The 13,156-nt window shown below is 39.8% G+C and carries 9 protein-coding genes and 1 riboswitch; of the genes, 2 read left to right on the top strand and 7 right to left on the bottom strand.

Annotated features, from left to right (window positions below):
- Positions 1-85 precede the first annotated feature (85 nt).
- From ACHUFV_RS23340 to ACHUFV_RS23310, 7 genes are all read right to left on the bottom strand, one after another.
- The gene (locus ACHUFV_RS23340) at positions 86-1,522 is read right to left on the bottom strand and encodes an MFS transporter (RefSeq protein WP_394238500.1); all 1,437 of its coding nucleotides are present in this window, start codon (positions 1,520-1,522) and stop codon (positions 86-88) included.
- 235 nt (positions 1,523-1,757) lie between these two features.
- Positions 1,758-4,094 (bottom strand): helix-turn-helix domain-containing protein, encoded by a 2,337-nt coding sequence (locus ACHUFV_RS23335; protein ID WP_394238378.1) that lies wholly within the window; start codon positions 4,092-4,094, stop codon positions 1,758-1,760.
- A 229-nt stretch (positions 4,095-4,323) separates the two neighbouring features.
- Positions 4,324-6,675, bottom strand: a complete 2,352-nt coding sequence (locus ACHUFV_RS23330; protein WP_394238377.1) for a glycerophosphodiester phosphodiesterase family protein — start codon at positions 6,673-6,675, stop codon at positions 4,324-4,326.
- Positions 6,676-6,928: 253 nt separating this feature from the next.
- Positions 6,929-8,425 (bottom strand): FAD-dependent oxidoreductase, encoded by a 1,497-nt coding sequence (locus tag ACHUFV_RS23325; protein ID WP_394238375.1) that lies wholly within the window; start codon positions 8,423-8,425, stop codon positions 6,929-6,931.
- Positions 8,426-8,446: 21 nt separating this feature from the next.
- Positions 8,447-8,797, bottom strand: a complete 351-nt coding sequence (locus tag ACHUFV_RS23320) for an FMN-binding protein (RefSeq protein WP_394238373.1) — start codon at positions 8,795-8,797, stop codon at positions 8,447-8,449.
- 429 nt (positions 8,798-9,226) lie between these two features.
- Positions 9,227-9,397, bottom strand: coding sequence for a hypothetical protein (locus ACHUFV_RS23315; RefSeq protein WP_394238372.1), 171 nt, complete (start codon positions 9,395-9,397; stop codon positions 9,227-9,229).
- 51 nt (positions 9,398-9,448) lie between these two features.
- Positions 9,449-9,533: riboswitch (cyclic di-GMP riboswitch) on the bottom strand.
- Positions 9,534-9,997: 464 nt separating this feature from the next.
- A complete protein-coding gene (locus ACHUFV_RS23310; protein WP_394238370.1) occupies positions 9,998-10,153 on the bottom strand; it encodes a hypothetical protein in 156 nt (51 codons plus the stop codon).
- A 726-nt stretch (positions 10,154-10,879) separates the two neighbouring features.
- Between ACHUFV_RS23310 and ACHUFV_RS23305 the strand changes: the two genes are divergently transcribed.
- The gene (locus ACHUFV_RS23305) at positions 10,880-11,134 is read left to right on the top strand and encodes a hypothetical protein (protein ID WP_394238368.1); all 255 of its coding nucleotides are present in this window, start codon (positions 10,880-10,882) and stop codon (positions 11,132-11,134) included.
- A 323-nt stretch (positions 11,135-11,457) separates the two neighbouring features.
- Positions 11,458-13,071, top strand: a complete 1,614-nt coding sequence (locus ACHUFV_RS23300; protein ID WP_394238367.1) for a spore germination protein — start codon at positions 11,458-11,460, stop codon at positions 13,069-13,071.
- Positions 13,072-13,156 lie beyond the last annotated feature (85 nt).

The following is a 13,156-nucleotide window of genomic DNA, read 5'->3' as shown; positions in this document are numbered from 1 at the left end:
CTTCTCCTCTTTTGGGGCATAGAACGAAGAACCCTTCTATTCTATGCCCTATTTTAAAATGAGTTGAATTCGACTTCTACTCTCTTTAATTAGCAATCTTCTGTGCTGATTGAGTACGAATGGCCTTTGTCGATGAAGCATGCGCTGTTTTGCCAGCATTTTTTGGAACCATGATCACAATCGAAAGAATCGATAATATACCGAATACCACGTTGACGATAATCCCTACTGATGCTGCGGTCTCAACACTTCCAGCCGCTGCAACTGAACTATATACCGTTGCAGAGATAGCTACACCAATCGCACTGCCTAATGAGCTTGCCATTTTATAAACGCCTGCCGCTTCACCCGCTTTGTTTGATGGTGCATTTGAAACAGAGGTGTCTGTTGATGGTGTTGCATAGACTCCAAGTCCAAGCCCGAATAACACAAAACCAATAAATACAACAACGGTATAAGTAAAATCAGACAAGAAGGTTAGGCCCATCATTGCTACACCAACTGTTGTGATAATAGCACCCCAGACCATTGGTAATTTCGCTCCTGCGCGTTGCAGGATTTTCTCTCCAACACGAATCATGGCAAGAACAACGACTAAATATCCAATGGAAAGCATCCCTGATTGAAAGGCAGTGAATCCTCGGCCAACTTGAACATACGTATTCGCCACAACAAGCGTTCCAGCTATCGCATTTAATAAAAAGTTTGAATAAGTGGCACCTGCGTATGGTTTATTTTTAAATAAAGAGAAATCAATAAGTGCAATATCTTTCTTCTTTTCAACATGAAAAAAGACAATGGCGCCAATAATGGTAACGATGGCAAGAATAATGGAAATGGGGCTTGTCCAGCCTAAGTCCGCACCGAAGGTAATAAACACGTTTAATGCAACCATGGTGACGATAAAAATCGCTAAACCACCAAAGTCAAATTTAAAAGTACCTGACCCTTTTACTTTGCTTTCAGGTGTATCTTTAATTAACCACATTGCAAGAAGGGCAAAAATAATTGAAAAGATAAAGATCCATTTCCATCCCATATAAGTGGCAATCGCACCACCTGCAAACGAACAAACACCTGAACCACCCCAAGAGCCAATTGACCAATAGCTAAGAGCACGTTGTCTGTCTTTTCCCTCAAAGTATGCCTTCATTAACGCAATCGTAGCTGGCATAATACAAGCTGCGGAAATCCCCTGAATAATACGTCCAATAATGAGTAGGACAGATCCTTGGGCTAATACAAGACATAAGGAACCAATAACACTTAAAACCAACCCAATGTACGTAATTTTTTTACGTCCAATTTTATCTGCAAGCCCACCGGCTGCTACAATAAACATCCCTGAAAATAAGGCTGTTAAGCTAATGGCTATATTTAGTGTTCCGTATGAAATCCCTAAATCAGATTGAACAGCAGGGACGACATTGACCATTGCCTGAGCAAAAAGCCAGAACGTGATCACCCCGAATACAATCCCTGTAATCAACTTATCTGTACCTTTATAATTCGACTCCATGATTGAACCTCCTAAATTTTTTAACGTCTGATAAAGAAACAATACAGAAGGAGTAACAGGTACAACTTGCTGCGTTTCTATACTACGATTATAAAAATTTAAGCTGTATTAAGAGAGTCAATTTTTGTGTGAATCACCCCAGGAAAGGGCGAAATTTTAACCTGTTATTTTCCGAAGAAAAAATTGTACGGTAGATTTTTGTTGTTGATCCCTTCGTACGGGAATTACAGCAATTTTGTCAGTAGGCTTTTCGAATTTCAAAATAGTGGATGGCATTGCTTGTTAAATAGGAATAAAATGACCAATCCTCTTCAATTGTTTCATCGAAAATTTCTAAGGAAGGCCTGCTGGAATTGATAATATAATCAATGATTTCAGCATCCATGCCATGCTTACTATTCAAATTCCACCACTTTGTATATAACGCACCATTGTTTTTATCAAACACATGCTTCCGTATTTGATAGTCGCCTTTCGGAATTCCGGAAATCGTAACATGAATTTCTTTATTGAGTTTTTGTAGAAAGGTCTCTTCAATAGATAAATAAGGATTGATTATCGTACCATTCATTAGGATCAACTGATATCCCCGCTCATTCCTTGTCATTACGTAATCCGTATCCTGCGCCACAATTTCACCATGTAGTCGTTTTAGAAACATCAACGCAAAATAAGCTGGACGTTTCCCCTTTAAATAATGGAATAATTCAACACCGTCCATTCGATAACGCTGATCCTTCTCTGCCTCCTCATGTACGATCGTATTAATCCAAAGAGCCACTGTTTTCACATCATTGGATATATCCAATACATTTTTCAAGATCAATGCCCCGCGAAAAAAAGTGCCGTTCGTATACCGCGTATTGCCTGACAACGTGTTCCATGAAACAAGATGAAGCGGCTTTTCCATATGGTTCCTTTTTAAATAGCGTTTCAGCTTAGTCGTTTTTTCTTTTATATAGTCTTTTGCTATATCAAATTTCATTCCCGCCATTTCTTTAAAATCAATCACTTCATTTTGATTTGCGTTATACCCAATAAAATCAATACACTCGCCATTCTCTATCTGCCACTCATGATGATTGCTCGTTTTTTCTTTACGGAAGGAAAAAGGCATATACACGCCAACATGAATGGAAGGAAGCATGTTTTTTAATACTTCATACAGCTTTAAATAAAGCCTCTCGAGTTCTTTCGCTTCCACTCCTGAATAATAGGGTTCGTAAAACATCACATGCCATTGCTGTACAAACGACTCTCCGTAAAATTGCAAGCAATGTCTGATGAATTGAATGATCTTTGTAAAATAATGTTCTTCATCTCGCGAAATATCTATATAATCTACCCGTATAAACAAAGACAAATCATGCTTAATCATGAATTCCAACGCACTATCAATATTAAAATAGGGTGATGTTGTGGGAATCACTTCATCTGTCTCTACCTCAGGAGGAATTGCCGTATTACTAACAATATGGCGAACTCCAATATACTTTAACTGTAAATCCTTTTTGACATCTAAAATTTGAGAGCGGACATCTTCTTTTAATAGCTCAAAGATTTCTCCAATAATCAGAATGTGATTCGGAGAATGCAAGCTCATTGGTTCATGGGCAGACAAGGTGATTGGAAGCTTTTCATACTTTGTCTCTGTTGGGTTATAGGATTTCTGCTCATCTACATCCATAAGGCTCAAATTTGCAAGAATCTCTGAGGATTGGATAAGATTTGTAGCATCTACCTTGCTATAGCTTTGAACTGAATCCTCCTTTTGCACCGTATGACTATCACGATAGACATGCGGCGTCATGCCGTACACTTCTTTAAAATAGGTTGAAAAAGACTTTGTATTTGGGAAGCCGTTATTCATTGCGATTTGTGAAATGGAGTCCGTTGTGTAAAGTAAATCCTTCATACTATGCTTAAGCCTGATATTCATTAAATAGCGACTAAAACCCATCCCCATTTTCTGTTTAAAATAGCGAGATAGGTAGCTTGTTGAAAGGAAGTATTTCTTTGCAACCTCCTCCAATGTAATCATCTGATCATAATTTCTTTCCATATAGTCAATGATTTGCAACAGGCGCCGGTCTTCTGTATCTATTGTCTGGATGACACTGCCTTCTTCTTTAAAATTACGAATCAGTATCAGCAGCATTTGACAGATATAGCTTTTAACCTCAATCTGATAGCATTCATCTTGTCTATAATAACTAATCATCACATTTGCCAATAGCTTGCGAAGGGCAAGAATCATTTCTTCTCTTCCAAGATCCATTTCTCTTGAATAGCATTCAAAGCGCTGATTAGGATAGTCAGCATAATGATGGTCCATAAAGCTGTCGGAAATGGATAAAGTCATTACCTTATTCTGTTCATTTCCTTGCACCTGATATTGTTGATTATGGTTAATAATCAGTAAATCGTTTTCTTCCATATAATAAAAGCGACTAGCTGTCTCTATTTTTAATTCACCACTAATGACCAGAATAACTTGAATTCCTTTATTTATCCTTGGAACTAGCAAATCAATATGTTGAAATGCTATTTGAAAATCCGACAAGGCATCATTCAATTGAATCACTCCTTCTTGTTCGATTATGAGAATGCCCAAAAAGGCATGACTTCACACATGCATTGGCCATACTATCAAAAAAAAAGAGTGAGTCGGGTACAACTTAACAAGTACCAGATTCCCTCTTCTTTTCTTTGTGCTTATAAAACTATTTTAATCCATCCAATTTATAAACGAGATGAACGTGTCGCTTAACGAAATGGAAGCGGGAGAACCGTCCCCATGCTTCCTAACGGATATTTACTTCAATCGGTTCAGCTACTAGATTCCATTGTTTTCCGTGCTGGGTGAAGGTGTGTGTGACGAATACATTTACTTTACCTGGTTTGAGTGCTTTGATGGTATTTCCTTCAACGGCTACACTGTCTTGGTCACCTGATACAAAGAGCTTTGTTTCAATATTTTCCTTTTTGTCTTCACGGTAGTGCATAAATGCTTGTGCTTGGATGTCTGCTGAGTCTCCTACCTTTAGGTTCCGTTTTTTGATAGGCGTTTCAAGACGGATTGGAACATCTGTCAGCCATTGCGTGTAGTCTGTTATTGGGCCGATCATTCCTTTTTGAAGATGGTCACCAAGCTGGGCTTCATCTCTAAATGTCCAGTGCATGTTCATCATGCCACGTTGACGCATGTAGGTAATAAATTCCTCTGAAATGCTGCCATAGCTTGCATTCAATGTCGCGTTCATGCCTGCGGCGTAATTCAACATTTGCTGAGCATTTTTCAGCTTGGCATCCGTTGTGGCTGGAACACCGGCTGAGAACAGATAACCAATTCCGACTTGAGGATTTACTTCATCTGATTTAATAATTTCTCCTAGATGAAAGCTTTGCGTTAAGACCTGATCTGTCATGCCTTCCTCTTCAATTTCCTTCATCACCTGCTCCGCAATTCCAGTACCCTTGATTTCAACAAGCAGTACGACATCTTTTCCTTTAAACGCCTGCAGGTACTCCTTGAAAGTCGGTACCTTTTCACCAGTAAATTCCGGACTAAATTTAATTCCGGCATCTAAGGCGCGGATTTGTTCAAGGGTTAGGTCCGACACTGCACCCGTTCCGTTTGTCGTGCGGTCAACTGTATAGTCATGCATGATAATAAGATGCCCGTCCTTCGTCCGTTGAACGTCCGTTTCAATTAAGTCTGCTCCCTGTTCATAGGCTAATTGGTATCCTGCCATTGTATTTTCAGGTGCTAACGATGGAATGCCACGGTGAGCGGCAACAATTGGACGCTGAACGATTGTATTTTCAGGGTATTGACTGTAAGCAGAAACAGCTGCCTGCTCATTCTCGGCAATGATTCCATCAACACCCAAATGGATCAGGCTGTGTGCATCACTTTCAGTTTCACCGCCGATACCCCAAACTGAAATCGTTCTGCTATGCAGATAGTGCATCACTTCTGGAGTTATCAGCTTTTGCGGGATAGCAGCCACTTTGGCATTGCTTTCATGGATTTGCAGTGCCAATTCTTTTAAATCATGCTTATTTAAAGCGTTTTTTGTGTAAAAAACGGCTCCTCTGGCATACGGGGTACCTTCCTTGAATTGTTTTACCAATTCAGCATCTGAAGACAGCACCTGTATATCTTGAAGTTGCTGATTTTTGATAAAATCCTGAAGCGGCGCAATGGTATTTTTATCTTGGATCTGTAATATAGGAATCATTTTACCTTTCATCGCTTCGATTACATCGGTAAATTGTGATTCCTTTACTAATAATTCGCCCTGTTCATTTACATGTACTGGCAGGACCATTGAGGAAACCGCTTGGTTTGTAAGGATTTCTTCGACATTTTCAAACTGTGAAATGACGGTTGGTGCATTGACAATATTGGTTTCAGGTTCTTTGGCAAGAAACGCCTTTGTGTTTTCAATCGGCGGCAGTTCTTCTGAATTCGTCGTTACTTTTACATTATCAAATTGAACCGTGGTGCCGGCCGCTTGGAATCCAACATCCCCTTTAGACCATTTTGTAGCCAAGTCTGTATCGATGACAAGCTGCCCATTAACAAATTGCTGTACACGGTTACCCTTGGCGACAATTTTGAGATGATAGCTTTTATTGAACTGAAAGGCTTCCGGGTAAAAGGTTTTATCCTGAACATCCCATTGGTTTTTTTCATTGCGGATGGCAAATTCCAGGCCGTTTAACGCAGTTGTCCCTCTCCTTACTGCGAATTGATAATATGGATAGTTATCTGATTGAACACGGTACATCATGGAAGCCCATCGTGTATCCTCTACAGCGGAGATAAACGTCATGTCTGCTTCAAATACATAGTCACCCGTTTCTTCCTCAACAGGAATAAGGACACGGCTCGGTTTGGAGGTAGCCGGTGAAGTCAGCTGCAGTTTTCCTCCCACAATGGAAGCTTGGCCTTCGAGCAGCTTCCAGCCGTTCGGTAATGCTTGTCCTGTCAATTGATCAAAATTCTCCGTAACTAGTAAACTCTCTTGTCCACTTGCATGAACCGTTGTACCAGCCATAGCCGGAAACGAACTAATACCAAGCGCCATTAAACTTGTTAACACAATTGGAGTCACTTTTCTTTGTTGTTTTTTTAGTTTTTTTGACATATTACGACCCTCTCCCTACGTTACTAGATTTGCTAAGTCATATTGTGTCAAATAAACGTAGAGAGAATATTAAGAAAATATAAAGGTTTGTAAAAGTGGGGAATTTGATTCATTTGACCTATTAGGAAGCGTCCCTTTGCTTATGGGCAAAACTATAAGAGAGCCTATCAATTGATAGACTCTCTTTAACTTTTCTATGATTGTGCAAGGTTTTATCTGATCGGAAGCGGGAGAACCGTCCCCATGCTTCCTCTTATTTTGCGTCTGCTGCAGCGTTTGTTCCGGCGATTCTGCCAAAGGTTAAGCTCATTTGGATGGATGTGCCGCTTGCAGGGTATTCTTTGTAGAAGAAGTCACCATTAGCTACTTCTCCAGCAGCGAATAGGTTTTGAATGATTTTGCCATCTTTGCCTAATACATGTGTATCTTTATCGATTTTAACACCAGTCATTGTTCCAATGGTTGCTGATGCTATTTTAACTGCATAGAATTTTGGTTTTTCAATTTTTGTTTGCTTTGACATATCCTTGCCAAATAAAGTATCTTGTCCGCTTTCTACCATACCATTGTATTCTGCAACAGTTGCCGCGAATGCAGCTTTATCAAGTCCAGCTTGGCTTGCTAAATCTTCAAGAGAGTCAGAAACAAATGCCTCTTTTCTTTCAACTGCTTTATCTAACAATTCATTGTATGTGCTGCCATCAAAAATTAAATACGCACTTTTATCTGTTTGTTTTGATAGTGCTGTATGAATGATAGGATAATCAGTTGCTTCATTAACAAAGCGTTTACCTTCTTTATTTACTAAAAGATATGGACTCCACATAATCATACTAACTTCTGATTCAAAGTTTGGTTCGCCTTCAACGCCTCTTATTCCAATGACGCCTGCGTTACCGATAATTTCAGCGCCTGCCTTTTCTGCCATTAACAGACCGTCACCGGTATTTCCCATACCAACATAGTTTGTATTGTCTTTACCCATACCATCTGGGTTGTATTTTTTCATTAAATCCTCGTTACGGTCAAATCCACCAGTTGCAAGAACAACTGATTTTGCATTAAATGTGATCTCTTTATCGTTTTTATCAACGGCTATTACGCCTGTAATTGCACCATCATCACTTTGAATGAATTCTTTTGCGGCTGTTTCTAAAAAGAATTCGACCTTTTTACTTTCTGCATAGGCTTTTAACGGAGCAATAATTCCATTTCCGCCGTCAACAGTTGAATGAGCTCTTAATACAGGACTAGTTCCAGCTGGATTAAGATTTGGCAGTTCAACACCAACGTCATTCACAAGCCAGTTAATTGTATCGCCTGATCTTTCGGCAACTGTTCTTAAAAGCGTTTCGTCAGCATGTCCTTCTGACCGTTCCATCCAATAGTTTACAAGATCATCGACTGAGTCTTGAACACCCGCTTTTTCTTGGATTTCAGATCCTGTAGCATAGATAATACCCCCAGAAAGCAGTGTACTTCCGCCTACAAAAGGTATTTTTTCTAATAGGGCTACTTTAGATCCAGCATCAGATGCTTCAATCGCTGCAGAAAGTCCAGCAGCACCACCACCAATGACAACGACATCATAATCCTTCACATTCTCTGCTGCCGTTTCCTTACTTGCTCCATCTCCGCTTGCCTTCTCTTCACCGGAATCTTTATTGCTAGAACAGCCGGAAAAGAATGCAAGAATCATGATCATAATTAGCAAAACACTTGTAAACTTGGCCTTTTTTCTAGGTAACATAAGATTACCTCCTGTAGGTTATTATTTTTCCGCCTTGCTTAAAGCATCATTTACTGCTGTAATAATGGTTTTGGATGAGGATGTTGCACCCGTAACGGTATCGACCTCTGTACTTTGCTTTTCCACAATTGATTTAGGTATTTGTTCAATCGCGCCGTCTGAAACTCCTGGAGATTCATTATGTTTAACAATATCAACCTTGGAAATCTCCCCGCCTTCAATAGACACCTTTACGGCCATATCGCCGTGCATGCCCTCTGCATTCCCTTCATACTCACCATCAGTCCATTTACTGCTCCCGCCGCTACTGCAGCCAAACAGAACGAAAACGGTTCCAATAATCGCTGAAGTTGTCCTAAATTTTTTTCTCATGATGCCTCTCCTTTTGTAGAAATTGCTTCGCTGTGAATTGATTCACAAATGATTATGATTTTGAGGTATTCTGCGCTGATTCCAAGGTGTATGCAGGAATCAGGATGAACTACATTTGTGAACTAACTCACATTATTTCTTAAAAATTTTTTTGCACTTCTTAGCGCCAGAAGTACAACGATTACCATTTCTATCCATTACGCTTAATGCAACTATAATTGCCTATTATATAACAGTCAACGGAGTTCACGTACAATTCATAAAAATGCAATTACGTGTGACAATAGTTATTAATTGCCAATTTTTGGACAAGGAAAATGCGGAGGGACGGTTCTCTTGCTTCCTTCATTGGAAGCAAGAGAACCGTCCCTCCGCATCATAATATTGTAATAAAAGAAGCGGGAGGTCCGTCCCCCTGCTTCTCCCCTTTTATATAGGATAAATCGTATCTATGTATTGCTGAGCCAGTTCTCGATGATAGGATGCTTTTATGAGCAGTCTATTTCGCAGTGATGTACTTACACAATCATTGACTAACGCTTGATAATGTCTTGATTTCATTAAATGCCAATTGTAAAGCAGCTTATCCATCATATTCATCGGGATTCCTCCTTGTGTGATAAGTTACCACATAAATCGCAGGAGTCCGTATTCGGTAGCTGGCTGGCTTAGGTGTTAATCATTAGCCCCTTTAGCTTTGCGTCACTATTTTTCAATAGTTTTGCCGTTATCGTACGATTTATATGTTTTAATTTCCCAATACCTTATTTATGACATATCGCACGAAAATAGTCTAGGGTAATTAGTACTAGTTATAGAATATATAATAAATGAATTGGTGTTTCCAGCAACATATTAACAATACTTATTGCTTATACACATAGCATTTTTGATAATGATGCGGTTTAATCCAACGACTTTAGTAGAGCATCGAACATCCACACCACAATGCCCTTTTCACTTTTTTATAATAACTTCTCCATTTGCTACGTCTACTATTATATAGGTTTTTGGTTGTTCTAATTGAAATTAGGACAACCAAAGCTAATGGACATTCGATCTAACACTTAAAGAGGTTAATCATATGATCAACCTCTTTTGTATGCCTATAAACGTTACTCAAGTTGCATTCACTTCACGAAGCTTATTTTGATTCTGAATCTGTATGAAAATGAAGCAGGAGAACCGTCCCGTCGCTTCCTATTTCTTATTTACTTGGCGTCCGCTTTTTTTCTGGCTTTGTGAGCCTGAGTTTCCAATTTGAAACTCACTTCCTAGTTCAATGTCATTTCGATTGTCTTGTCTTTCTTTTTGTGCTCTCGTTTGATTATTGTTTTGTACGCCTTGTTTTGACACCCTTTTCCATCTCCTTTCAAATTGTAACGGTTTTATTATGTACAAGCAGTGAGGAAAATACTTGCCTTATTTTGAAATGTAGCCTGTAACTAATCTCACCTTTACCTTCAAGCTATTGATTCTAAATAGTCAAATCATTAGGATTTTGGAAGCAAGAGAACCGTCCCTGTGCTTCAATAATATGTATTAAGTGTTCCACTTCACATTTTAGCAATATGATTATGTCATGTTGGTGAAATCGACTTGGCAGATATTGCTCACACTCTTCGTTATCAAGTAAGATGAAGATGCTTTAATAATGTGAAATAATTCACTTATCGAAGCTGTAATATGATGGGGAACGGATCATGTATACTTCTCGAAGTACCCTCCTAGGACTAAAAGAAGCAACAGAACCGTCCCCCTGATTACATAGTAATGAGCTGAACCAATCCCCCATTCACGTACCTTTCACCATATTCTGATCATAATCAGACCTACCAAAAAGAATAAGGAATGAAGCGAACCCCTCTCGTTTCATTCCTTTTCTTTTTTCTAAACTCTAATTAGTCATAAAACATATTTTGTACTTCTTCTATAGCTAGTTTTATTGGGTTTTGTGTTTCTTCTATAATTCATTCAACGATAACTACCTTATATGAATCGACTATCCCATTATTTGTCTTGAATAAGCGAAAAAGCAGTCAGCATATAAATCTTTTATACACAAACACGAGGTGAATCAAAATGAAGAGATCTATCATGTGGTTATTCATATCTTTCACTTTGTTAGCTTTGTCCAGCTGCAGCATGAACAGCACAAATGATGGTTACGAGCCTAGCTTGGCTAAAGCAGATCCAACAAGCAGGTCCATTCCGCTGGAGATTGCAGGAACAACTGAAGGCATCGAGGGCAGTCCGGGTGATAGCAGCGGTCTTACTATTGGTGACATTGAAAACAATTTGCACTCGAAGATTCCACATTGTGACTCCATACAATGAAAACGAAAAGTAGTAGTTAATCCATTCTCCAATTGAACAAGAACGAGTGAAAAGGTTCAAGCCAGGAAAGCAGCTTGGACCTTTTTTATGCTAAAAAGTCGAAGTCTCCACGCTCAAGAGGAAGCAAAAGAACCGTCCCCCTGCATCCATTTCAGTCCCGCTTTTTTTTAATAATTCTCATGAAGTTGGGAAGAGTAATTTATAAACATTTTAATATTTGAAGAGTTACAATCGCTAACGATAAGGGCGTGGGACAAGGTCCTTTCATGGTGAAAGGCGAAAGGCTTAGGTAAATTATTAGGGATAAGATGGGGTGGATAAAAGTGCGTACGCGGAAAGTGTTCCCAATTAGACGCAAAAAATCTCAAGCAAATTCGATTTTAGAGCCTAAAAAACAAAAGCCGAATGAGAATCAAGAAAAGGGGCAAACCGTTAAACATATATTCCCTTCACTAGAAGAGAACTTAGATTATATAAAAACAACGTTAGGAAACTGCTCTGATATCACATTACGGAAATTTCCATTGGACAAGGAGGCGAAACAAACAGTCTGTCTGATTTATGCAGACGGATTATCTAATTCGGCCTTTATCCAAGAATTCATCATAGAAACACTGATGGTCGATATCCAAAAATTACTCGTAACTGAAGGAAAACAGGCTGAAAAGCTATTTCATTCGATTCGGTCTAGAGGGCTGCCTGTCGCCGATTTACATGAACTATCAGACTTTGAGCAGCTTTTTTCAACCGTGCTTTCCGGCGACACCGTTCTCTTAATGAACGGAGTTTCCAAGGGGCTTACGCTTAATTCTAAAGGCTGGGAAAAAAGAGGTGTAGCAGAACCTACATCACAAACGGTCGTTAGAGGTCCGAAAGATTGTTTTACAGAAACATTGCGCACGAATACTGCATTGATACGGCGGCGAATCAAGGATACCAATCTAAGGGTCGATTCTATGAAAATTGGGACTAGAACCCAAACAGATGTCGCGATCATGTACATACATGGGATTGTATTGGATGAAATTGTGAACGAAGTCAAGGAACGCCTTAGTCGGATTACTATTGATGGAATATTAGAAAGCGGACAGATAGAAGAATTTATCCAGGATGCAAAATATTCTCCTTTCCCCACAGTTATGAATACAGAACGTCCAGATTCTGTAGCGGCAGCACTGCTGGAGGGGCGAATCGCACTTGTGATCGATGGGACACCTTTTGTCCTGATGGTTCCTTCACTATTCATCCATTTCTTCCAATCCAGCGAAGATTATTACCATCGTGCCGATATTTCCACCTTTATTCGGTTGCTTCGTTACTTAGCATTTTTTCTGGCCTTGCTCACACCTTCGGCCTATATTGCTGTAACCACATTCCATCAGGAAATGCTCCCGAGTGAAATGCTGATTAGCTTGGCTGCCCAGCGCGAGGGTGTTCCTCTTCCAGCTATTGTTGAAGCAATTATGATGGAAATTACCTTTGAGATATTACGGGAAGCGGGAATTCGAATGCCAAGGGCTGTTGGTTCTGCGATTTCCATTGTTGGAGCGTTGGTCATTGGACAGGCTGCTGTGGAAGCAGGGATTGTTTCTGCCTCCATGGTCATTGTCGTTGCTCTAACGGCAATCAGCAGCTTTGTATCACCGGCTTTTAATATGTCGATATCGACAAGATTACTAAGATTTCCATTGATGTTACTTGCGGCTACCTTTGGATTATTCGGGATTCTGTTGGGTCTAATTGTAATGGTCCTTCATCTAAGCAGTATCCGGTCATTTGGAATACCCTACCTAGCTCCAAATGCCCCATTTAACCTGCAGGACCAAAAGGACAACTTCGTAAGAACACCACGCTGGCTCCTGCGAACAAGACCCCATCTAATCAGCCCAAACAACATCACTCGCTCCACAACACCTCCGCCCAAACCACCGAATTGAAGCGGAGGGACGGTTCTATTGCTTCCTTTTTATTTAAGATGGTAGGCATTTGAGCGAGTCAGTACAGGCTGGAACTTAGATATGG

It is taken from the genome of Niallia oryzisoli (assembly GCF_043641075.1).
Classification (GTDB): Bacteria; Bacillota; Bacilli; order Bacillales; family Cytobacillaceae; genus Bacillus_BD; species Bacillus_BD oryzisoli_A.
This window is presented reverse-complemented; position numbering and strand designations above follow the sequence as displayed.

Excerpts from the sequence above, each read along its gene's own strand:
- ACHUFV_RS23330 (WP_394238377.1), bottom strand. The coding sequence starts at position 6,675 with ATGTCAAAAAAACTAAAAAAACAACAAAGAAAAGTGACTCCAATTGTG.
- ACHUFV_RS23325 (WP_394238375.1), bottom strand. The coding sequence starts at position 8,425 with ATGTTACCTAGAAAAAAGGCCAAGTTTACAAGTGTTTTGCTAATTATG.
- ACHUFV_RS23320 (WP_394238373.1), bottom strand. The coding sequence starts at position 8,797 with ATGAGAAAAAAATTTAGGACAACTTCAGCGATTATTGGAACCGTTTTC.
- ACHUFV_RS23315 (WP_394238372.1), bottom strand. The coding sequence starts at position 9,397 with ATGAATATGATGGATAAGCTGCTTTACAATTGGCATTTAATGAAATCA.
- ACHUFV_RS23305 (WP_394238368.1), top strand. The coding sequence starts at position 10,880 with ATGAAGAGATCTATCATGTGGTTATTCATATCTTTCACTTTGTTAGCT.